The organism is Protofrankia sp. CiP1_Cm_nod3 (genome assembly GCF_982290655.1).
On the sequence record NZ_CEVIVD010000004.1, the window covers coordinates 26392 to 49225 of the forward strand.

The window sequence follows — 22834 nt, forward strand, 5'->3', positions numbered from 1 at the left end:
CTGTGGAAGGCCCGGCTGTGGAAGGCCTGGTCGTGGTCGACAAGCCGGCGGGCTGGACCTCGCACGACGTGGTCGCCCGCTCCCGCCGGATACTGCGCACCCGCCGGATCGGCCACGCGGGCACGCTCGACCCGATGGCCACCGGCGTGCTGGTGCTCGGGGTCGGCCGGGGCACCCGGCTGCTCGGTCATCTCGCCCTGACGGGCAAGGTCTACGAGGCGACGGTGCGGCTCGGCGTGTCGACCACCACCGACGACGCCGAGGGGGAGGCGCTCGCCGTCGCGGACGACGCCGTCGCCCAGGCGGCGGCCGCCGACCAGCCGCGCCTGGCCGCCGCCATGGCGGCGCTCACCGGTGAGATCGACCAGGTCCCGTCCGCGGTCAGCGCGGTGAAGGTCGACGGGGTGCGGGCCTACGCCCGGGTGCGCGCCGGGCAGGACGTCGTCCTGGCGGCGCGCCGGGTGACGGTGAGCCGCTTCGACCTGCTCGCCCGCCGCGGGACGGATCTCGACGTGGCCGTGGCCTGCTCCAGCGGCACCTACGTGCGGGCGCTGGCCCGCGACCTGGGCGCGGCGCTGGGCTGCGGCGCCCACCTCACCGCCCTGCGGCGGACGTCGGTGGGCTCGTTCGGCCTTGCCGGGGCGGTCACGCTCGACACCCTCGCCGAGCGGGGGGCGGCCGCGCTGCGTCCGCTGGCCGGCGCGGTCGGCGCGCTGTTCCCCCGCCGCCAGGTCGACGCCGACGAGGCAGGTGCGATATCTCATGGCCGCCGGCTGCCGCCGTTCGGCGTGCCCGGCCTCTATGGTGTCTTCGGCCCTGCTGGTGAGCTGCTCGCCCTGGCCCAGGACACCGCGGGGGCCGGCCGGCCGTTGGTGGTTTTCACGCCGCCTTCCACCCCTGGGCCCGCGGAGATCCCGATAGGCTTCTGAACGTGCAGTGGTGGCGTGAGGTGCGCAATACGCCGGACGACTGGCCCGGCGGTGTCGTGACGATCGGTTTTTTCGACGGCGTCCACCGCGGCCACCAGCAGATCATCACCCGTGCGGTCGAGCGGGGGCGTCAGGCCGGCGAGCCGGTCCTGGTGCTGACCTTCGACCCGCATCCGGCGGAGGTCATCAGTCCAGGCAGTCACCCACCGTTGTTGACCACTCCTGATTTCAAGATCGAACTGCTGGGCCGCCTGGGTGCCGACGCCGTGTGCGTACAGTCGTTCACGCCCGAGTTCAGCCTGATGCCGGCGGCGGACTTCGTCCACGGCATGCTGCGGCCCCGGCTGCGGCCGAGTGTGGTGGTGGTCGGCGATAACTTCACCTACGGCCACCGGGCGGAGGGGAACCTGGAGAGCCTGCGCCGCGCCGGCGAGGCGGCGGGCTTCGCGGTGGAGGGCGTCCGGCTCGTGCGCGAGGACGACCATGTGCTCTCCTCCACCCACATTCGGGCTCGTATCGCCGAGGGTGACGTGGCGACGGCGGCGCGTGCGCTCGGCCGTGACCATCGGGTCGAGGGGACCGTGGTGCACGGGGACGCGCGCGGGCGGACCATCGGATATCCGACAGCGAACCTGCGCACCACCCGGTACGCGGCGGTGCCGGCGGACGGCGTCTACGCCGGGTACGTGCTGCGGGCCACCGAGCGTCATCCGGCGCGTCACCCGGCGGCGATCTCGATCGGGACGAACCCCACGTTCGATGGCGCCGACCGCCGGGTCGAGGCGTACCTGCTCGACTTCGACGGCGATCTCTACGGCGCCCAGCTGGCGTTCGAGTTCACCGAACGGCTGCGCCCGACCCTGCGTTTCGACTCCGTGGGCGACCTCGTCACCCAGATGGCCGCCGACGTGACCGCCACCCGCAAGATCATCGCGGTAGCGGGCCCGGGGCACCGGTAGCCGTGGGACGCCGGCGGACGCAGGTCGGGCAGTACCCGCTGGGTTGGTAAGCTTCGACACCAGACGAGCGTGGTGTGTCCGTCAGCCCGGGTGGGGAAGACCCCGGGCGCGCATCCCGCCCGGTGACGAAAGAGGTTTCGCATGCCGCTCGCGAGCGACGTCAAGCAGCAGATCCTGTCCGAGTACGCCACGGTCGAGCGGGACACCGGCTCCCCCGAGGTGCAGGTGGCGATGCTCACCCGGCGGATCAGTGACCTGACCGAGCACCTGAAGATGCACAAGCACGACCATCACAGCCGGCGGGGCCTGCTGCTGCTGGTCGGGCGCCGGCGGCGGCTGTTGAACTACCTCGCCAACACCGACATCAGCCGGTACCGGTCGCTGATCGAGCGGCTCGGGCTGCGGCGGTAGCGGCGGAGGCGGGGATAGCGATGGGGAAGCGATGTCGTATGTGAGGCGATGTCGCTTCCATTGATCTGACCGGGTCCGTGACGGTGCGAGCTGTCGGTCCTCGGTGGTGGTGCCCGGGTGCTGGGCCGTACGAGGCGGTCGTACGGTGGACCCGGGGGCTTCGACTGAGCGCCGGCCTCCTCGGCGAGACGGACCCGGCCGATGTGGAGGAGGAATGGTGCCAGTAGAAGACCAGACGATCTCGGCCGAGGCAGTCATCGACAACGGTGCCGCCGGCCAGCGGACCGTCCGTTTCGAGACGGGCCGGCTGGCCCGCCAGGCGGCCGGCTCGGCCGTCGCCTACCTGGGCGACACGATGGTGCTGTCCGCGACGACGGTCAGCAAGCAGCCCAAGGAGCAGCTCGACTTCTTCCCGCTGACGGTGGACGTCGAGGAGCGGATGTACGCCGCCGGGCGTATCCCCGGCTCGTTCTTCCGGCGGGAGGGGCGTCCCAGCGAGGACGCGATCCTGACCTGCCGCCTGATCGACCGCCCGTTGCGGCCGTCGTTCGTCAAGGGCCTGCGCAACGAGATCCAGATCGTGGCGACAGTGCTCGCCCTCGACCCGGACACGCTCTACGACGTGGTCGCGATCAACGCCGCCAGCGCGTCCACGACACTGGCCGGGCTGCCGTTCTCAGGCCCGGTCGGGGCCACCCGGGTCGGCTATGTGGACGGGACCTGGATCGCCTTCCCGACCCACGCGGAGCTGGAGCGGGCCACCTTCGACATGGTTGTGGCCGGCCGCGTCCTCGACGACGGCTCCGACGTCGCGATCATGATGGTCGAGGCGGAGGCCACCGTGCAGACGATCCCGCTGCTCGCCGCGGGATCGTCCGCCCCGACCGAGGACGTCGTGGCCGCGGGCCTGGAGGCGGCCAAGCCCGCCATCCGGGAGCTGTGCCGGGCCCAGCGCGAACTGGCCGAGCGGGCAGCCAAGCCCACCCGTGACTTCCCGCTGTTCATCGACTACCACGACGACGTGCTGGAAGCGCTCACGATAGCGGTCGGTGACGAGCTGGCCGCGGCGCTGCGCATCGCGGGCAAGCAGGAGCGGGAGACCGAGCTCGACCGGGTCCGCCTGCTGGCCGCGGAGAAGGTCGTGGGCCAGTTCGAGGGCCGGGAGAAGGAGATCGGCGCGGCCTACCGCGCCCTGACCAAGAAGCTGGTGCGCCAGCGCATCGTCGCCGACGGCGTCCGCATCGACGGGCGTGGGGTCACCGAGATCCGCGAGCTGGCGGCGGAGGTCGACTTCATCCCCCGGGTGCACGGCTCGGCGCTGTTCGAGCGGGGCGAGACCCAGATCCTCGGCGTGACCACCCTGGCCATGCTGCGGATGGAGCAGACGGTCGACACGCTCAACCCCGACCGCACCAAGCGCTACATGCACAACTACAACTTCCCGCCGTACTCCACCGGGGAGACCGGCCGGGTGGGCTCGCCGAAGCGGCGCGAGATCGGCCATGGCGCGCTGGCCGAGCGGGCGCTGCTGCCCGTGCTGCCCAGCCGGGAGGAGTTCCCGTACGCGATCCGGCAGGTCTCCGAGGCGCTGGGCTCCAACGGGTCGACCAGTATGGGGTCGGTCTGCGCGAGCACGTTGTCGTTACTGAACGCCGGTGTCCCGCTCAAGGCCGCCGTCGCCGGGATCGCGATGGGGCTCATCCGCGAGGGTGACCAGTTCGTCACGCTCACCGACATCCTCGGTGCCGAGGACGCCTACGGCGACATGGACTTCAAGGTCGCCGGGACGCGGGAGTTCGTCACGGCCCTCCAGCTCGACACGAAGCTGGACGGCATTCCCGCCACCGTCCTCGCCGGCGCGCTCCAGCAGGCCAGGGCCGCGCGGCTGGCGATCCTCGACGTCATGGCCGAGGCCATCGACGGGCCGGACGAGATGTCCGCCCACGCGCCACGGGTCATCTCCGTCAAGATCCCGGTAGACAAGATCGGTGAGGTCATCGGCCCGAAGGGCAAGATGATCAATCAGATCCAGGCGGACAGCGGGGCCGAGATCACCGTCGAGGACGACGGCACCATCTACATCGGCGCGCAGGACGGCGTCTCCGCCGAGAGCGCTCGTTCGGCGATCAACGCGATCGCCAACCCGCAGCTCCCCGAGGTCGGGGAACGCTACCTGGGCACGATCGTCAAGATCACGACCTTCGGCGCGTTCGTCTCGCTGACCCCGGGCAAGGACGGGCTCCTCCACGTCAGCAAGCTCAAGCAGCTCTCCGGAGGGAAGCGGGTGGAGAAGGTGGAAGAGGTGGTCCAGGTCGGCCAGAAGCTCCAGGTCGAGATCACCGACATCGACAGCCGCGGGAAGATCAGCCTGAGCCCCGTGGTCGAGGACGCCGACGGCGTCCCGGTCGGGGCCTGACCGCCGCCGGTGACCGACACGGCTGTCATCAGGGCGGGCGAGGAGCTGCTGTCCGGCGGGGTCCGGCGGGTGATGCTGCCCGGTGGGCTGCGGGTGCTCACCGAGCAGGTCCCCGGGGTCCGCTCGGTCGCGATCGGGATCTGGGTCGGGGTGGGCTCCCGCGACGAGAGCCCACTGACGGCGGGCTGCTCCCACTACCTCGAGCACCTGCTGTTCAAGGGCACTCCCTCCCGGGACGCGCTCACGATCAGCGCGGCGATCGAGGCGGTCGGCGGTGAGCTCAACGCCTTCACGACCAAGGAGTACACCTGCTACTACGTGCGGGTGCTCGACAGCGACCTCGCCGACGCGGTCGAGGTGCTCAGCGACATGATCTCCCATTCGCTGATCACCGCCGACGACGTCGAGGCCGAGCGCGGCGTGATCCTCGAGGAGATCGCCATGCACGACGACGACCCGAGCGACGTCGTGCACGACGTGTTCTCCGCGGCCCTGCTCGGCGACACCGAGCTGGGCCGCCCGGTGCTGGGCACGACCGAGTCCATCGAGAACCTCGAGCGCGACACCATCGCCGAGTACTACCGCTCCCGGTACACCCTGTCGGACATGGTGGTCGCGGTCGCCGGCAACATCGACCATGAGCGGACGCTCGCGCTCGTCACCTCGGCCTTCGCCGACCGGCTGGGCGGGCTGGGCGCCCCGGCGGCGGCGCGCGGCGGTTCCTACACCTACCCCGACGCCGCGGGCGTGGTGGTCCACCGGCGTCCCACCGAGCAGGCGCACGTCGTGCTCGGCACCGTCGGGATGTCCCGCCAGGACGACCGCCGGTTCGCCCTGGGAATCATGTCCTCGGCCCTCGGCGGGGGGATGAGCTCCCGGCTGTTCCAGGAGGTCCGGGAGAAGCGCGGGCTGGCCTACTCCGTCTACTCGTTCGCCTCCCACTTCGCCGACGCCGGGCTGTTCGGCGTGTACGCGGGATGCGCGCCGCGGCGCGCCGACGACGTGCTCGCCCTCTGCCGCGAGCAGCTCGAGCTGATGGCGACGGCGGGCGTCACCGACGAGGAGCTGGCCCGGGCCAAGGGCCAGAGCCGGGGCTCCCTGGTGCTGGGCCTGGAGGACACCGGTTCGCGGATGAGCCGGATCGGCAAGAGCGAGCTCGTCCACGGCGAGCTGCTCTCCGTCGACGAGATACTTGCCCGGGTGGACGCGGTCACCCGCGACGACGTCCGGGCCGTCGCCGCCGAGCTGCTCACCCGTCCGCTCGCCCTGGGCGTGATCGGCCCGTTCGACGGCCACGACTTCGCGCGGGTGGTCGCGGCATGAGCTCCGCTCCCGCCGCCCCCGAGCGCCTGCGGGTCGGTGTGCTCGGCGCCCGCGGCCGGATGGGCTCGACGGTCCGCGCCGCCGTCGAAGCCGCTGACGATCTCTCCCTGGTCGCCGCGGCCGACGCCGGGGACGACCGCGACGCCCTGCGCGCCGCCCAGATCGTCGTCGACTTCACCCGCCCCGACGCCGTCATGGACAACCTGCGCTGGTGCGTCGACGCCGGCCTGCACGTCGTCGTGGGCACCTCCGGCTTTGACGCGCAGCGGCTGGCCACCGTGCGCGGCTGGCTCGCCGACGCCCCCGGGGTCGGGGTGCTGGTGGCCCCGAACTTCGGGGTCGCGGCGGTGCTCATGATCCATTTTGCCGCCCAGGCAGCCCGCTTCTTCGAGTCCGTGGAGATCGTCGAGCTGCACCATCCGGGCAAGCTCGACGCCCCCAGCGGGACGGCCGCCCACACCGCGGAGGCGGTCGCGCGGGCCCGGGCCAAGGCCGGGCTGGACCCGGCCGGCCCGGACGCCACCTCGTCCGCGCTGCCCGGGGCGCGCGGCGCGCGGGTCGGCGGGGTGCCCGTCCACAGCATCCGGCTGTCCGGGCTCGTCGCGCACCAGGAGGTGCTCTTCGGCGGCGCCGGCGAGACGCTGACCCTGCGTCACGACTCGTTGGACCGGACCTCCTTCATGCCGGGGGTGCTGCTCGGCGTGCGCCGCACGCCCGACCGGCCCGGCCTGACCGTGGGCCTCGAGGCCCTGCTCGAGCTGTGAGGCCCGGACCGTTGGGGCCGCGGCGGTGAAGGCCCGTCACGTGGTGGTCGTGCTGGTCGTCGCGGCGGTGTTCTACCTCGCCCTGATCGGCTGGCGGGGCGTCCAGCTGCTCACCGAGGACAGCTGGGCCGCGCGCGGGATGGGCGTGGGCGTCCTGCTGCTGCCCGTGGTGGGCGTGGCCGTCGTCGTCCGGGAGCTGCAGTTCGGCCGGGCGGCCGAACGGCTGGGCCGCCAGTTGTCAGCGGAATCCGCCGACGTCGCGACGCAGCTGCCGCGACGCCCCTCCGGCCGGATCGACCGCGCCGCCGCCGACGCGCTCTTCGAGACCCGGCGGGCCGAGACCGAGGCGGCCCCCCGGGACTGGCGGGCCTGGTACCGGCTCGCGGCGGCTTACGGTGACGCTGGGGACACCCGTCGGGGACGGCGTGCGATGCGCTACGCAATAGCTCTCGAACGCGCCGATTCCGCCGCGTGATCTCGATACGTTTCGGACATGAGCGCGGGCGTCGTCTACGGAATCGATCTCGGAACCACGTACAGCTGTGTTGCCCGGGTGAACCGGTTGGGGGAGCCGGAGGTGGTCCCGCTCTCCGACGGCGCCGCCACGCTGCCGAGCGTCGTGCTGTTCGTCGGGCCGGACGACTACGTCACCGGTGAGCCCGCCCGCCGTCTCGCCCGCGCCCGTGCCGACGACGTGTGCGCGCTGGTCAAACGCCGGATGGGCGACGGTGACTGGCGTTTCGTCAGCTCCGGGCGGGCCTGGTCGGCACCGGCGGTCAGCAGCCTGATCCTGCGGGCGCTGGTCGGCGACGTGGCCTTCGCCGCCGGCGAGTCGGTCCGCGACGTCGTCATCACCGTCCCGGCCTACTTCGGTGACGAGGAGCGCCGCGCGACGGTGCTCGCCGGGCAGTACGCCGGCCTCACGGTCGTGGACGTCATCAACGAGCCGACCGCCGCCGCGCTGTCCTATGGTTTCGCCCGGTTCAACGCCGACGCCTCCGGCGCCTCCGACGCGGGCCGGAGCGGGCGGGAGGGGCACGAGGAGGCCGCGCTCGTCTACGACCTCGGCGGCGGCACCTTCGACGTGACCGTCGTCGAGCTCGCCGACCGCCGGGTCTCGGTGGTCGCGGTCGACGGCGACCACCAGCTCGGCGGGGCCGACTGGGACGAGAAGATCGTGCTGTACCTGTCCCGGCAGTTCCTCGACGCCCATCCCGGCGCCGAGGACCCCCTCGACGACTCCGAGGCCGCCCAGGCGCTGCTGCTGGCGGCCGAACAGGCTAAGCGCGAGCTCAGCGACCGGACGCGGACAACGGTCCGGGTGGAGCACGACGGGCACGCGCTGACGGTGCCGTTCTCCCGGGACGACCTGGAGCGGCTGACCGCCGGCCTGCTGGAGCGGACCGTGACACTGGCCCGCTCCGTCCTGGCCGCGGCCCGGGCCCGCGGGGTCGCCCGGCTGGACCGGGTGCTGCTCGTCGGCGGCTCGTCCCGGATGCCGGCGGTGGCCCGCCGGCTGGCCGCCGAGCTCGGCGTGCCGGTGGAGCTGCGCGACCCCGACCTCGCGGTTGCCAAGGGCGCGGCCCTCTACGGGGAGAAGAAGGCCATCGAGCGGCTGGTGCTGGCCGACCTGGTGTCCCGGGGGCAGATCCTCGACGGCGCCCAGCCCGACACCGCCGCGCCCGAGGATCTCGCCGCCGCCTGCCGGCGCCTGGCGGACGCCTTCGGGCTGACCGCCGAGCGGGTCCGCCGCACCGTCGAGGTGCAGGTGGTCAACGTGGTCTCCCGCGGGTTCGGCGTGCTCGCGCTCGACCGTTTCGGCGAACGCTCCGCGGTGTTCCTCGTCCACCGCAACGACCGGCTGCCGATAGCGGTCAGGCGCAGCTTCGGCACCGTCCGCGACGATCAGGATGTTGTCACGGTTCATGTGGTGGAACAGGGCGGCGGTGCCGAGTCGACCCGGGTCGACGACGTTAAGATCATCGCACAGGCGGACATCACCGGGATCCCCCCGGGCTTCCCGGCCGGGACGCCCATCGAGATCACCTTCCGGATGGGCTTCGACGGCATCCTGGAGGTGACCGCGCTGCACGAGGGGCTGGCCGACCGTCCCCTGACCGTGCGGGTGGAGACCAGCGCGGCACTCAGCCAGGCCGACGTCGCCCGGGAACGGGACGCGGTGGCCCGGCTGCGCCGTCGGGAGGGCTGAAGGAGCGGGCGTGGAGGATTTCCAGCCTAACGACTACCGCAAGCGGGTCCTTGCCGTCGTCCAGGCCCGCGGTGGGGCCGGGCAGTCCGACCCCTTCGAGCTGTACGACATCCCGCTGGCGGAGGCCGACCGGCTCACCGACGCCGACGTCGCCGCCCGCGTCGAGGCGGTGTGGGCCTTCTGGCAGAAGTCCCGGGACCATCCCAAGTACCGAGGCCTGGTGCTCGCCCTGCTGGCCGCGCACGACCAGGCCGGCCCGGAGCTGCTCGACGCGCGCCGCCGCGGCCTGCTCGCCGAGCGGGTCCGCCGCGAGCGCGACGACCGGGACGGGCAGCGCTTCGCCGACCTCGACGCCGCCGTGGCCCGGCTGGTGCAGCGCTTCGGCGGCCTGCCCGAGGACAAGCTCCCCGGCCTGCGGCAGCTCGCCGCCGAGCGCGGCATCGACGCCGACGCCTTCGCCCTGCGGGTGCGCCGGTACAAGGTGCTGCCCGCCGGGACGCCGGCGCGTCCCGACCGTCCCGCCGTCGACCCCGACCTGCTCCGGCAGGTACGCGCCGACCTCGACGAGCTCGGCCGGCTGTCCGGGGAGACCCCGCCGACGAGCCTGCTCACCCTGCTCGGCCTGCCTCCCGAGGCCGACCGGGACGAGATCCGCCAGGCCCGGGACGAGTTCGCCGCCCGCAACCGCGAACGCCGCCCGGACCGCCGCCGCGCACTCGTGGACGACCTGCTGGCCGCGGTCACCGCCCTGCTCGTCGACGCCGACCCGGCGCTGTACCTGGACGCCCTGGCGGCCGACGTGACCGCCCGGCTGCGCCCGGCGGTGGCCGCGGCGGTGCTGGTCGAGGACGCCCTCACCCCACGGCACTACACGGGCTTCCTCACCGAGGCCGAGGAGCACGGCCTCGACCGGGGCCGGGCCGAGGCCGTGCTCGCCGAACTCGCCCGCGAGCACGGCGTCGACGTGCCGGACGCCCCCGTCCGGGCTCAGCCGGCCCGGCTGCCCCGGCCGGCCCAGCCGGCCCGACCGGCCCCGCCAGCTCAGCCGTCCCGGGCCACACAGTGGCTGGAACCGCTGGCCAGGGCCCGGGCCGCGCTACGGGCGGGCCGCCCGGTCGAGGCCCACGAGCAGGTCGCCGAGGCCCGGGAGCGGGCCGGGGAGCTGCTGCCCGCGATCCGGGCCGTCGCCGACGAGGTCGAGCAGGCCATCCGCGAGGCCGGGTCGCGGTGGCGGCAGGTCGAGGCGGCGCTGGCCGGCCGCAACCTGCGGACCGCCGCCCGGCTGCTCGACGAGCTCGCCCGCGACGCCGCCGACGTGCCCGGCCGGGACGGGCGCAGCGTCGCCGAGGAGACCGCGGCCGTCCGCGAGCAGCTCGCGCGCGCCGACGAGATGGTCGCCGCCGCCGGCCGCAGCCACGGCGCGCAGCGGGAGAGCCTGCTGCTGGAGGCACTGGAGATCGTCGCCGACCATCAGGCCGCCCGCGACGCCCTCGCCGTCACCGGGGTGGCGCCACCGGCGCGGGTGCGGGCCCGGCGTGCCGGCCGCGCCGTGGTGGTCACCTGGCAGCCGTCGCCGTCGGCAGGCACGATCAGGTACCGCGTGCTGCGGATCGGGCCGGACGGCGCCTCCCGCGCGGTCGGCGTCACCCAGGTCACCAGCATCGAGGACGGCGGGGTCGGCCCGGACGCGCCGATCCCGGTCTACGAGGTGCTCGCCGGCCGCTCCGGGCTGTGGTCCGCCCCCGCCCGGTCCGGCGCGGACCAGCCCGGCCCTGCTCCCGTCCTGACCGCGCCCGTCGCCCTGAACGCCGCGGACCGCCTCGAGCCCGCGACCGGTCTGCACCTCGCCGGTGACCTGCTGCGCTGGACCTGGCCGCCGGGCTGCACCGAGATGATGGTCGTCTGGCGCTCCGACGCGCCGGCCGGCACGGCGGACGACCCGGCCGCGCATCGCCGTAAGGTCACCAACGCCAGATACGACGTGGACGGCGGCCTCCCGGTGCCGGCCGAACGGCCGCTGCACCTGGCGGTGTTCGGATGCGTGCGCGACGGCGGGCGGCTGCTGGTCGCCAGCGTCTGCCCGCCGTCGGCCCGCCTGTGGGCGGCCGGGGGTTGACGGGGGGATGACCGTCGATCCTGGTCTACCACGGCCCGGCGCCGCCCAGAATCTAGGCCGCCGTAGGTCGCCATAGGTCCGGTCCGGGGCCAGTTGGCCGCAGGTTACGGTATGGGCATGCGCGTCCAGATCATCGCTCAGACGCAGTTCACCCCACCGGACGACGTCGACTGGTCCACCGATGCCGACGGTGGCCAGGCGCTCGCGGAGTTCGCCGGCCGGGCCTGTTACCAGAGCTGGTCGAAACCGAACCCCGCCACGGCCACGAACGCCGGCTACCTGCGCCACATCCTCGACGTCGGGCACCTGTCCGTGCTCGAGCACGCGACGGTGAGCGTGTACATCACCGGGGTCTCCCGGAGCCTGACCCACGAGCTGGTCCGCCACCGGCACTTCTCCTACAGCCAGCTTTCCCAGCGTTACGTACCGGAGCGGGACGCCGCCGTGATCGAGCCCGACGTCATCGCCGAGGACCCACGGCTGCACGAGCTGTTCACCGAGGCCGCCGCCGCCTCCCTGGAGGCCTACGGCAGGCTCCTCGAGGGGCTGGAGAAGCGGTTCGCCGACGTGGCGGCACCGACCTCCCGGCGCAAGCTCGCCCGGCAGGCCGCCCGGTCGGTGCTGCCCAACGCCACCGAGACCCGGATCGTGGTGACCGGGAACTACCGGGCCTGGCGTCACTTCGTCGCGATGCGGGCGAGCGAGGCGGCCGACGTCGAGATCCGCGCCCTGGCGGTGGCGGTGCTGCGTGAGCTCCAGCGACTCGCGCCGAATGTCTTCGGCGACTTCCAGGTGACCGCCCTGGACGACGGGACCGAGGTTGCGTCGAGCCCGCTCGCCGACTGAGGTGGATGCATGACCAACAGCCTTCTCACCGCCGCCGCAGGGCCGCTGTCACCGGGGCCGCTGTCACCGGACGAGCTGCGGCGCATCCACGCCTACTGGCGCGCGGCGAACTATCTGTCGGTCGGCCAGATCTACCTGCTCGACAACCCCCTGCTGCGGGAGCCCCTGCGGGCCGAGCATGTCAAGCCCCGCCTGCTCGGCCACTGGGGCACCACACCGGGGCTCAACCTGATCTACGCCCACATGAACCGCGTGATCAGGACGAACGACCTCAACGCGATCTACGTCATCGGCCCGGGCCACGGCGGCCCCGGCATCGTCGCGAACGCCTACCTGGAAGGCACGTACTCCGAGGTCTGCCCCTCCATCACCCGGGACGCCGCCGGGCTGCGCCGGCTGTTCCGCCAGTTCTCCTTCCCCGGTGGCATCCCCAGCCATGTGGCGCCGGAGACCCCCGGCTCGATCCACGAGGGCGGGGAGCTCGGCTACGCCCTCACCCATGCCTTCGGCGCCGCGTTCGACAACCCTGACCTGCTGGTCTGCGCGGTCGTCGGGGACGGGGAGGCCGAGACCGGCCCGCTGGCGGCGAGCTGGCACTCGAACAAGTTCCTCGACCCGGTCCGTGACGGCGCGGTACTGCCGATCCTCCACCTGAACGGCTACAAGATCGCCCAACCGGCCGTGCTCGCGCGCATCCCCCAGGCCGAGCTCGACCATCTGATGCGCGGCTACGGCTACCAGCCGTTCCACGTCACCGGGGACGATCCCGAGCAGGTCCACCAGCGCTTCGCCGCCGTCCTCGACACCGTCGTCGCCGAGATCGCCCGGATTCAGCGGCAGGCACGGGCGCACGGCGACCCGTCCCGCCCGCTGTGGCCCATGATCGTCCTTCGCACCCCGAAGGGCTGGACCGGCCCGGCCGTCGTCGACGGCGCGCAGGTCGAGGGCACGTGGCGGTCCCACCAGGTGCCGGTCGCGCAGATCCACGACAGTCCGGAGCACCTGGCGGAGCTGGAACGGTGGCTGCGCGGCTACCGGCCCGAGGAGCTCTTCGACGCCGACGGCCGCCTGGTCGCCGAACTCGCCGGCCTCGCGCCGTCGGGCAACCGGCGGATGAGCGCGAACCCGCACGCCAACGGCGGGGAACTGCTGCGCGACCTGGCCCTGCCCGACTTCCGCGACTACGCCGTGGAGGTCACCAGCCCGGCCACGACGTTCAGCGAGGCGACAAGGGTCCTCGGCGGCTTCCTGCGGGACGTGATGACGGCGAACCCGACGACGTTCCGGGTCATGGGCCCGGACGAGACCGCCTCCAACCGTCTCGGCGCGCTGTTCCAGACGACGTCCCGGGCCTGGAACGCGCAGATCGTCGACGGTGACGACGACCTGGCGCCGGACGGCCGGGTCATGGAGGTGCTCTCGGAGCATCTGTGCCAGGGCTGGCTGGAGGGATACCTCCTCACCGGCCGGCACGGGCTCTTCTCCTGCTACGAGGCGTTCATCCACATCGTCGACTCGATGGTGAACCAGCACGCGAAGTGGCTGAAGACGACCCGCCACATCCCGTGGCGGCGCCCGATCGCGTCGCTGAACTACCTGCTCACCAGCCACGTCTGGCGGCAGGACCACAACGGCTTCTCCCACCAGGACCCGGGCTTCATCGACCACGTGGTCAACAAGAAGGCGGAGATAATCCGGGTCTACCTCCCGCCGGACGCGAACACACTGCTGTCCGTCGCCGACCACTGTCTGCGCAGCCGGCATTACATCAACGTCATCGTGGCCGGCAAGCAGCCAGCGCTGAACTACCTGCCGATGGACGCGGCGATCGCCCACTGCGCCCGGGGCATCGGCATCTGGGACTGGGCCAGCAACGACCACAAAGCCGGCGACCACAAAGCCGGCGATCACGGATCCGTCGACGGCATGCCCGACGTGGTCATGGCATGCGCCGGCGACATCCCGACCCTGGAGACCCTGGCCGCGGTCGACATCCTGCGACGTCACTTCCCCGACCTGAAGGTACGTGTCGTCAACATCGTCGATCTGATGTGCCTCCAGCCCGACAGCGAACATCCACACGGGATCTCCGACGCCCGGTTCGACGCGCTGTTCACCGCTGACCGGCCAGTGATCTTCGCCTACCACGGCTACCCATGGCTGATCCACCGGCTGACCTACCGGCGTACCAACCACATCAACATCCATGTCCGCGGCTACATCGAGGAGGGCACGACCACCACACCGTTCGACATGGTGATGATGAACAACCTCGACCGGTTCCACCTGGTGATCGACGTGATCGACCGGGTCCCGTCACTGGGCGCGCGCGCCGCACACGTTCGGCAGGACATGGTGGACGCCCGGATCGCGGCCCGCGCGTACACCCGCGACTTCGGCACGGACATGCCCGAGATCTCCAACTGGACCTGGCCCTACTAGACGGCCCAGCGCTGTGCACATCAGCGGCGTGAACATCCTCGTGGTCAACGCCGGTTCGTCCAGCCTGAAACTGCGCCTCCTCGGGCCGGGGGACGCTCTGCTGGCCGCGGTCGACCTTCGCGCGCGGGAAGGCCGACCGGACCCGGACGAGGTCACCGCGACGATCACGGACCTGGCCCGCCGCGGCGAGTTCGGCGCGGTCGGGCACCGAATCGTGCACGGCGGGACAGTGTTCACCGGCCCGGTGGTCGTCACCGACCGGGTGGCCAAGGAGCTACACTCGCTCGCCGTACTGGCCCCGCTGCACCAGCCGGCGGCGCTCGCCGCACTGGCCGAGATACGGACCGCGGCGCCCGGCATCACCCAGGTCGCCTGCTTCGACACCTCCTTCCACGCCCGGATGCCACCGGCCGCGACCACCTACGCGGTCCCGGCCGACTGGCGGGACCGTCTCGGCGTGCGCCGCTACGGCTTCCACGGGCTGTCCCACGCGTACGCGTCCCGCCGGGCGGCGGTACTGACCGGCGGGAGCCGGGTGGTGACCTGCCATCTTGGGTCGGGCGCGTCGCTGGCGGCCGTCCGCGACGGCGTCGGCATCGACACCACCATGGGGTTCACCCCCTTGGAGGGGCTGGTCATGTCGACCCGCTCCGGCACGATCGATCCGGGTCTGCTGTTGTGGCTGCAGACGTCGGCCGGCCTGTCCGCCGACGAGCTCACCGAGGCGTTGTTCCACCGGTCGGGCCTGGCCGCCCTGGCCGGCACCCCGGACATGCGTACGGTCGTCGACCAGGCCGTCACCGGCGAGGCCGCCTCCTCCCTGGCGCTGGCGGTCTACCTCCACCGCCTGCGTGCGCAGATCGCCGCGATGGCGGCGGCTCTCGGCGGCCTGGACACGCTGGTCTTCACCGGCGGGGTGGGGGAGCGCTCCGCCGCGGTACGAGCCGGCGCCGCGGACGGGCTGGGCTTCCTCGGTGTGGCTGTCGACCCGGACCGTAACGCCGCCCATACCTCTGGTGATCATGACATCACTGCTGCCGGCTCGCCGGTCCGGACACTCGTTGTCGAGGCCCGCGAGGAGCTGGAGATCGCCCGAGGCGTCCGCGCGTGCCTTGCCGGACAGCTCCCGCGTTGAGGAGAGCGGTGACCGACTCCTGAAGGTGCAGCGGTTCCCCGGCCCACCGTCCGGTGATGGCGTCGTGGGCGACGGACGCGGTCGCGTCCCGCAGATGGCGTAGCGGCTCGTCGCCTGTGCTGAGGGGAGGCTGATGGGGAATCACGGTACCGTCGGGACGCCGTACGGTGACGCTGTGATCCTCGCCGATGGCGAGGATGAGCCCCGCCTCGTGGACGGCATGGTGATGGAACGAGCAGAGCAGAACGAGGTTGTCGAGATCCGTTCTGCCGCCGTCGGCCCAGTGGACGGCGTGGTGGGCGTGCAGCCAGCGGGTGTGGTCGCAGCCGGGGTAGCGGCAGGTGCCCTGGTCACGGGCCTCCAGGAGACGACGTAGGGCCTGTGGGACGGTGCGGCGCCGGCGCCCGGCGTCCGGGATGGTGACACCCGCGTCGCAGGCGAGCCGGCGAACGGTTTCCGGGTGCACCGCGACACCGGGTTCGACGTCACTGCGGGGCTGGTGCGGGCGGCCACTGTCGTGTGGAGGGACGCCGTCGGTGAGCAGGTTCGCGTCGACGTGGACGTTCACGGTGTAGCGGGCGGGGTCGGCCAGCGTAGGTGCCCTGCTGGCGAGGAAACCGCCGGCGACCGTGGTGAGGGCGTCGGCATTCGCGGCCTGGTCGCGAGGCATGTCAGATGTGTGGCCGGCGTGAGCCGCGTCAAGGGCCTTGATGAACAGGGCGCCGTCCTCGGGGGTCAGCCGCGCGTGGACGATCAGGCTGCCGTCGTCGTCCCACCGCCACGAACAGGACCGGCGGGCGTGTCGGTCGACCGCCCTTCCCAGCCCGTCGCGGCCACGCAGACGGCCGTACGCGGCGACGAGCCGGTCAAGCTGACTGGCCGTGGCATGTTCGGCCTGGCGGACCCATTCGGCCTCGCTGTCGACGTCGGCGACCCGGCTGATGGCGCGGGCCTTGGCATAGGACAGCCGGCCGCCCGCGAAGGCGTCGCGCAGCGCGGGGAGCTGTTCGAGAGCATGCCCGACACGGAGGTGCTCATAGCCGGTACGCAGGCTGATCCCGCACTTCCACGACAGCCAGTGCGCACAGGAGCGGATCCCCACCCCTGCCCAGCCCTCGCGGCGGTCGAACGCGGCCAGCGCCAGCAGCCAGGCGCACATCGCGGCTGAGATCCGCCCGGCCCAGGCGCAGATTTCCGCCTCAAGCTGGTGGAGAGGGGCATGCTCCACGTCGATATCGAACATAAGTTCGATATTAGGCCTGCGTCGCCTGTTGCGCAAGAGGGTCGTGACGGCATAAAAGGTCGTGACGGGAAGCCTGAGAGGGGTCGTGAGAGGCGAAGGCTCGTGAGGCGTGAGGCGCGGGTCGGAGGCTGGACTCGTGCCCCGCGGAACACGGCTGCGTCGGTTGCAGAGGCCTGGTGGTCGTAGGTGGTGCTTGCTGATAGTGACGATACGTGCACCGATCTGCTGCTTTTCTGGCGGCAGGCTGTTGCTCGGGTGGGCTGCTGGGGAGCCTTCGGCAGAAAGTCGATCTTTCTGGAGGGAGGGCTGTGTTCCGCGGAACACGGCCGGGACGGCGATGGAACACGGCCGGTGGGCGCAGTGGACGCTGCTGTGCCCAGGGCTGCTGCGCCCGTCAACGGAGTAGACTGATCGCCATGCCGAAGAAACCCGGGCCGGGGGCGCCGTCGGGGTGCTGCCGCCGGGATGCCGGTCGCGCTGGGTAGCGGCTATCGTCGAAGCTTCCTGGCCGTCGTCGGCATTCCGGCCGTCTCATGTGTGACGGACTCATGTGCGTCCGAGGTTGTGCGTCCGAGGTGCCGTCACGTGCCGTGTCGGGTATTGTCCGACAAGGCACCATGAGAACTAAGGTGACCGGCATGTCAGTGTTGTCCCGAGCGCCCTTCGGTCGCATGATTACAGCAATGATCACTCCGTTCACCGTGGACGGTGAACTTGATCTTAAAGGTGCCGCGGCACTCGCGGAGTATCTGGTGGACGTCGGCAACGATGGCCTGGTCGTCAACGGGACGACAGGGGAATCGCCGACCACCTCGGACGCGGAAAAAGAAGAGCTGCTCAGGGCGGTGGTGGAGGCTGTCGGCACCCGGGCGAAGGTGATTGCCGGTGTGGGCACCAACGACACTCGGCACACGGTGGAACTGGCCGTGGCGGCACAGAAGGCCGGCGCGCACGGGCTGCTGGTGGTCAGCCCTTACTACAGCAAGCCTCCGCAGAGCGGGCTTGCGGAGCACTTCCGTACCGTCGCGGACGCTACTGGGCTACCCGTCATGATCTATGATATACCTGGCCGTACCGGTGTCCCGGTGGCAACGGATACGCTGGTACGCTTGGCCGACCATCCACGGATCGTGGCTGTCAAGGACGCCAAGGACGATCTTGGTGCGTCATCGTGGGTCCTTGCTCGAACAGAACTTGCGTACTACTCCGGTACGGACATTCTCAACCTCCCACTCCTGGCGGTGGGGGCCGTGGGGGTCGTAAGCGTCGTCGGGCACGTCGCCACCGCCCGGATTCGTTCGATGATCGATGCTTTCGACGCAGGTGACGCCATTCGTGCCCGTTCACTGCACCTGAGTCTGCTTCCGGCGTACGAGGGCATGTTCAGGAACCAAGGTGTGATCATGACAAAAGCTGCTCTTCACATGGCCGGGCTGCCCGCTGGGGGAGTCCGGCCGCCGCTGGTGGACGCCACCGGGCAGGAGCGCGAGCAACTCCGGGCCGACCTGGCCGCGGCCGGGATCGACCTGTCCGCGGACGTGGCCACCGCTACGGCTGTTACGGCTGCTACGGCTGCAACGGCGGGTTCCGCGTGAGCCATCCCCACCCCGGGCTGAGAACACCGCCACCGCTTCCGCCGGACGGGCTGCGTATCGTCGCGCTCGGGGGCCTCGGCGAGATCGGCCGCAACATGACCGTGTTCGAGTTCGACGGCCGGCTGCTCGTCGTCGACTGCGGAGTGCTCTTCCCCGAGAGCGACCAGCCCGGCGTCGACCTCATCCTCCCCGACTTCACCGCCATCCGGGACAGGCTGGACGCCATCGAGGCGGTCGTGCTCACCCACGCCCACGAGGACCACATCGGCGCCGTCCCCTACCTGCTGCGCGAACGTGCCGACATCCCGCTGGTCGGCTCCCGGCTGACGCTCGCGCTGACCGTGGCCAAGCTCGCCGAGCACCGCATCACGCCGGTCACGGTCGAGGTACGGGAGGGGCAGGTCCACAGTTTCGGCCCGTTCGGTTGCGAGTTCTTCGCGGTCAACCATTCCATCCCGGACGCCCTGGCCGTCGCGATCCGCACACCGGCCGGTCTGGTGCTGCACACCGGCGACTTCAAGATGGACCAGCTTCCCCTCGACGGCAGGCTGACCGACCTGGGCGGCTTCGCCCGGCTCGGCCAGGAGGGCGTCGACCTGCTGCTGTCCGACTCCACCAACGCCGAGGTGCCCGGCTTCGTGACCTCGGAACGGGAGATCGCTCCTGTCCTCGACGGCGTGTTCCGGGATGCGAACAAGAGGATCATCGTCGCGTGCTTCGCCAGCCATGTACACCGGGTACAGCAGATCCTTGACGCGGCGGAGGCGCATGGTCGCTCGGTGTGCTTCGTGGGACGCTCGATGGTGCGCAACATGGGGGTGGCCCGCGACCTGGGCCTGCTGCGGGTCGCGCCGGGCCTCATGGTCGACATGCGGGACGTCGCCTCGCTGCCCGACCGCAACGTCTGCCTGGTCTCAACCGGTTCCCAGGGCGAGCCGTTGTCGGCCCTGTCCCGGATGGCCAACCGTGACCACGCGATCCGGATCGAGGCCGGCGACACGGTCGTGCTCGCCTCCAGCCTGATCCCGGGCAACGAGACCGCGGTCCATCGGGTGATCAACGGGCTGACCCGCTGGGGAGCGAAGGTCGTCCACAAGGGTGTGGCCAAGGTGCACACCTCCGGGCACGCACCGGCCGGCGAGCTCCTCTACGTCCTCAACGCCACCCGTCCGTCCAATGTCATGCCGGTACACGGCGAGTGGCGCCATCTGCGGGCGCACGGCGCGCTCGCCGAGGCGACCGGTGTGCCCGCGGACAGGATCGTGCTCGCCGACGACGGCATGGTCGTTGACCTGGTCGACGGGCAGGCGAACATCACCGGTGTCGTCCCGTGCGGCTACGTCTATGTCGACGGGCTCGCCGTCGGTGACGTCGGCGAGTCGAGTCTGAAGGACCGTCGCATCCTGGGTGATGAGGGCTTCATCACGATCACGGTCGTGGTCGACGCCGCGTCGGGGAAGGTCGTGGGCGGCCCCGAGCTGTCGGCCCGGGGGTTCTCCGACGTCCGCGAGACGTTCGAGCAGGTACGCGGCCTGGTGTCCGAGGCGTTGGCCGAGTCGATGCGCTCTGGCATGGTGGACGTCGCCGCGCTGCAGCAGCTGGTCCGCCGCACGGTCGGACGCTGGGTGAGCGACACCTACCGGCGTCGGCCAATGATCGTGCCGGTGGTGGTCGAGGTCTGAGGCAGCATGCTCTGAGGCGACGCGCCCGGAAGGTCGGGGTTGCCGGATGTCGCGGCCGGAGACCGGTACCGTCCTCGAGTGGCCACACGGGCGAGTGGTACGCGGACGCGTGCCCAGGGCGGGAGGTCTCCCTCCGGCTCGGCGCCTGCGCGGCGTCCACCGGCCGGGGGCAAGGCGTCGAGCGGGAAGCCGGCAGCGAACAGGCCCCGGCCGAAGGCCGTCCCCGCGAAGGCCAGTGCGGGAAGAACCGATACGGGAAGAACCGGTACGGGCAGGTCACGCCCCCCTTTTACCGTGGTCGCCGCCCTTGCCGCGATCCGGCTGTTGGTCCGGGCCTGGGGGATTGCGGCCACGCTGCTGGGCGAGATGGGCCGCCGGATCGGTCGGGGTGCCCGTGACCTGCGTATCGACGAGGCGCACCGGCGGGACGGGGCGGGGCTTGCCGCGCTCGGCGCGACCGCGCTCACCATGGCCGCGGTCTGGTTCCATGCCGGCGGGCCGGTGGGCGGTGTCGTCGCCGGCCTGCTGCGCTTCCTGGTCGGCGCGGGGGCGCTGGCGCTTCCGCTGTTCGGCCTCGGCGCGACCTGGCGGCTGATCCGCAGCCCGAGTGATCCGGACAGCCGTGGCCGGGTGCTGATCGGCTGGGCCGCGTTCGCAGCGGGTGTGCTGGGGCTGGTGCACGTCGCGCACGGGGTGCCCGACTTCGGTGCCGGTACCGCCGCGATCGAGCGGGCGGGGGGGCTGGCCGGGTTCCTGGTCAGCTCACCGCTGTCCAGCGCCGTCACCGCGTACCTGGCGGCACCCCTGCTGCTCCTGGTGAGCGTGTTCGGCATACTCGTGATCACCAGGACCCCGATCCGCGTGATCCCCGACCGGCTGCGCGATCTGCGGGACAGGCTCGTGGCCGGTTACCACCAGCACGGGGACGATCACGATCATCGGCCGGTGGGCAGCCGTGGAGGCCGCCGGAACGAGCCGGTCGCCGGCAGCCCGGCGCGGGACCAGTTCCGCGGGTCGCTGGTGGAGGACCTGCTCGGTGCCCCTGGCTCCCGGTCGCTACCGGATCCGGACGTGTTCGATATCGACGCGCTCGGAGATGCCGAGCCGCCGGTGGCGGACGAGCCGGCGCCGGCTCCCCGGGCTGGCGAACGGCGGGCCGCGAAGACGCGTGGCCGCGGGCCAAGGCCCGAGCCGCCGTCCGAGGTGGAGCACTTCGTCGCTCCCGGACTGAGTGGGACAGCGGACAGTGACTACGTTCTGCCGTCACCGACCCTGTTGCAGCAGGGTACGCCGCCGAAGGTGCGGTCGGCCGCGACGGACACAGTGATCGGTTCGTTGACGGACGTCTTCGCGCAGTTCCGGGTGGATGCCAAAGTGACGGGTTTCACCCGGGGGCCGACGGTGACCCGGTACGAGATCGAGCTGGGCGCGGCGGTGAAGGTCGAGCGGATCATCCAGCTCACCAAGAACATCGCGTATGCGGTGAAGAGCCCGGATGTGCGGATCATCAGCCCGATCCCGGGGAAGAGCGCGGTCGGGATCGAGATCCCGAACAGCGACCGGGAGCTGGTCTCGCTCGGGGACGTGCTGCGCAGCGAGGAGGCGACCGGGAACCCGCATCCGCTGCTGGTCGGCCTGGGCAAGGACATCGAGGGCGGCTATGTGGTGGCGAACCTCGCGAAGATGCCGCACATCCTGATCGCCGGGGCGACCGGGGCGGGCAAGTCGACCTGTATCAACACGCTGATCACGAGTGTGCTGGCGCGGGCCACACCGGACCAGGTGCGGCTGGTGCTGGTGGACCCCAAGCGGGTGGAGCTGACGAGCTACCAGGGGATTCCCCATCTGATCACGCCGATCATCACGAGTCCGAAGAAGGCCGCGGACGCGTTGGAGTGGGTGGTCAAGGAGATGGAGAACCGCTACGAGGACCTGGCCGCCTGCGGGGTGCGCCATGTCGACGACTTCAACCGCAAGGTGCGGGCCGGTCAGATCGTGGCGCCGCCGGGGTCGGAGCGAGTGTACACGCCGTATCCGTACATCCTGGCGATCGTGGACGAGCTGGCGGACCTGATGATGGTGGCGCCACGGGACGTCGAGGACTCGATCTCGCGGATCACGGCGATGGCGCGGGCGGTGGGGATTCACCTGGTGCTGGCCACACAGCGGCCGTCGGTGGACGTGGTGACCGGTCTGATCAAGGCGAATGTGCCGTCGCGGCTGGCGTTCGCGACGTCGTCGCTGGCGGACAGCCGGGTGATCCTGGACCAGGCGGGGGCGGAGAAGCTGGTCGGTCTCGGGGACGCGTTGTTCCTGCCGATGGGGGCGGGGAAGCCGGCGCGGATCCAGGGGGCGTTCGTCTCCGAGGAGGAGATCGCCGCGATCGTCGCGCATACCAGGGAACAGGCGGCTCCGGCGTTCCGGGCGGATGTGTTCGACGGTGCCACCGAGCCCAAGAAGGAGATCGACGAGGACATCGGGGACGACCTGCAGCTGTTCGTACAGGCGGTCGAGCTGGTGGTGTCGACCCAGTTCGGGTCGACCTCGATGCTCCAGCGCAAGCTGCGGGTCGGGTTCGCCAAGGCCGGCCGGCTGATGGACCTGATGGAAAGCCGGGGCATCGTCGGTCCGAGCGAGGGGTCGAAGGCTCGGGACGTGTTGGTCATGCCGGACGAACTTGAAGGACTTCTGGTGACTCTACGCAATGGCTAGTGACGTCGGCGGCGATCATCGGAGTGTGCTTTCGGCGACTGGCCAACCACCG

Annotated in this window: 16 protein-coding genes; 15 read left to right on the forward strand and 1 reads right to left on the reverse strand. The window is 71.5% G+C overall.

All coding sequences use genetic code 11. The features are described 5' to 3' along the window. Positions 1-2 precede the first annotated feature (2 nt). The 12 genes from truB to AC5LUJ_RS02190 all read left to right on the forward strand — a co-directional run bounded on the left by truB (position 3) and on the right by AC5LUJ_RS02190 (position 15550). Positions 3-929 (forward strand): tRNA pseudouridine(55) synthase TruB, encoded by a 927-nt coding sequence (truB, locus tag AC5LUJ_RS02135; RefSeq protein WP_250282281.1) that lies wholly within the window; start codon positions 3-5, stop codon positions 927-929. A gap of 2 nt (positions 930-931) precedes the next feature. Further along, positions 932-1888: a bifunctional riboflavin kinase/FAD synthetase gene (locus AC5LUJ_RS02140; protein WP_250292386.1), complete on the forward strand. Its 957-nt coding sequence runs from the start codon at positions 932-934 to the stop codon at positions 1886-1888. Between the two features lie 141 nt (positions 1889-2029). Next, positions 2030-2299: a 30S ribosomal protein S15 gene (rpsO, locus tag AC5LUJ_RS02145; protein WP_250282247.1), complete on the forward strand. Its 270-nt coding sequence runs from the start codon at positions 2030-2032 to the stop codon at positions 2297-2299. 214 nt (positions 2300-2513) lie between these two features. Further along, entirely contained in the window at positions 2514-4715 is a 2202-nt protein-coding gene (locus tag AC5LUJ_RS02150) for a polyribonucleotide nucleotidyltransferase (protein WP_250282249.1), read from the forward strand. A gap of 9 nt (positions 4716-4724) precedes the next feature. After that, the gene (locus tag AC5LUJ_RS02155) at positions 4725-6038 is read left to right on the forward strand and encodes a M16 family metallopeptidase (RefSeq protein WP_250282251.1); all 1314 of its coding nucleotides are present in this window, start codon (positions 4725-4727) and stop codon (positions 6036-6038) included. Further along, positions 6035-6802, forward strand: coding sequence for a 4-hydroxy-tetrahydrodipicolinate reductase (dapB, locus tag AC5LUJ_RS02160; protein WP_250282253.1), 768 nt, complete (start codon positions 6035-6037; stop codon positions 6800-6802). The genes AC5LUJ_RS02155 and dapB overlap by 4 nt, the downstream gene beginning before the upstream one ends. A 25-nt stretch (positions 6803-6827) precedes the next feature. Next, complete coding sequence (locus tag AC5LUJ_RS02165; protein ID WP_250282255.1) at positions 6828-7277, forward strand: hypothetical protein; 450 nt, start codon at positions 6828-6830, stop codon at positions 7275-7277. 18 nt (positions 7278-7295) lie between these two features. Further along, complete coding sequence (locus AC5LUJ_RS02170; RefSeq protein WP_250282256.1) at positions 7296-9011, forward strand: Hsp70 family protein; 1716 nt, start codon at positions 7296-7298, stop codon at positions 9009-9011. A gap of 10 nt (positions 9012-9021) precedes the next feature. After that, positions 9022-11127 carry a hypothetical protein gene (locus AC5LUJ_RS02175; RefSeq protein WP_250282258.1) on the forward strand — a complete coding sequence of 702 codons (2106 nt, stop codon included), beginning with the start codon at positions 9022-9024 and terminating at the stop codon, positions 11125-11127. Positions 11128-11244: 117 nt separating this feature from the next. Next, entirely contained in the window at positions 11245-11973 is a 729-nt protein-coding gene (thyX, locus tag AC5LUJ_RS02180) for an FAD-dependent thymidylate synthase (protein ID WP_250282284.1), read from the forward strand. Between the two features lie 9 nt (positions 11974-11982). Beyond that, positions 11983-14415 carry a phosphoketolase family protein gene (locus AC5LUJ_RS02185; protein ID WP_250282259.1) on the forward strand — a complete coding sequence of 811 codons (2433 nt, stop codon included), beginning with the start codon at positions 11983-11985 and terminating at the stop codon, positions 14413-14415. A 28-nt stretch (positions 14416-14443) separates the two neighbouring features. Beyond that, complete coding sequence (locus AC5LUJ_RS02190; RefSeq protein WP_250292381.1) at positions 14444-15550, forward strand: acetate/propionate family kinase; 1107 nt, start codon at positions 14444-14446, stop codon at positions 15548-15550. Here AC5LUJ_RS02190 and AC5LUJ_RS02195 read toward each other — a convergent pair. After that, positions 15444-16793, reverse strand: coding sequence for an HNH endonuclease (locus AC5LUJ_RS02195; RefSeq protein ID WP_250282261.1), 1350 nt, complete (start codon positions 16791-16793; stop codon positions 15444-15446). The two genes, AC5LUJ_RS02190 and AC5LUJ_RS02195, sit on opposite strands and share 107 nt — an antisense overlap. 638 nt (positions 16794-17431) lie before the next feature. Between AC5LUJ_RS02195 and dapA the strand changes: the two genes are divergently transcribed. The 3 genes from dapA to AC5LUJ_RS02210 all read left to right on the forward strand — a co-directional run bounded on the left by dapA (position 17432) and on the right by AC5LUJ_RS02210 (position 22782). After that, positions 17432-18388: a 4-hydroxy-tetrahydrodipicolinate synthase gene (gene dapA / locus AC5LUJ_RS02200; RefSeq protein WP_250292377.1), complete on the forward strand. Its 957-nt coding sequence runs from the start codon at positions 17432-17434 to the stop codon at positions 18386-18388. After that, entirely contained in the window at positions 18385-20070 is a 1686-nt protein-coding gene (locus AC5LUJ_RS02205) for a ribonuclease J (RefSeq protein WP_250282264.1), read from the forward strand. The genes dapA and AC5LUJ_RS02205 overlap by 4 nt, the downstream gene beginning before the upstream one ends. A gap of 294 nt (positions 20071-20364) precedes the next feature. Beyond that, positions 20365-22782, forward strand: coding sequence for an FtsK/SpoIIIE family DNA translocase (locus AC5LUJ_RS02210; RefSeq protein WP_250282266.1), 2418 nt, complete (start codon positions 20365-20367; stop codon positions 22780-22782). Positions 22783-22834 lie beyond the last annotated feature (52 nt).

Bases quoted from the DNA above. Each gene is read 5' to 3' on its own strand.
- dapA (WP_250292377.1), top strand. From the start codon at position 17,432: ATGTCAGTGTTGTCCCGAGCGCCCTTCGGTCGCATGATTACAGCAATG.
- AC5LUJ_RS02150 (WP_250282249.1), top strand. From the start codon at position 2,514: ATGGTGCCAGTAGAAGACCAGACGATCTCGGCCGAGGCAGTCATCGAC.
- AC5LUJ_RS02195 (WP_250282261.1), bottom strand. From the start codon at position 16,793: ATGTTCGATATCGACGTGGAGCATGCCCCTCTCCACCAGCTTGAGGCG.
- AC5LUJ_RS02170 (WP_250282256.1), top strand. From the start codon at position 7,296: ATGAGCGCGGGCGTCGTCTACGGAATCGATCTCGGAACCACGTACAGC.
- thyX (WP_250282284.1), top strand. From the start codon at position 11,245: ATGCGCGTCCAGATCATCGCTCAGACGCAGTTCACCCCACCGGACGAC.
- AC5LUJ_RS02185 (WP_250282259.1), top strand. From the start codon at position 11,983: ATGACCAACAGCCTTCTCACCGCCGCCGCAGGGCCGCTGTCACCGGGG.
- dapB (WP_250282253.1), top strand. From the start codon at position 6,035: ATGAGCTCCGCTCCCGCCGCCCCCGAGCGCCTGCGGGTCGGTGTGCTC.
- rpsO (WP_250282247.1), top strand. From the start codon at position 2,030: ATGCCGCTCGCGAGCGACGTCAAGCAGCAGATCCTGTCCGAGTACGCC.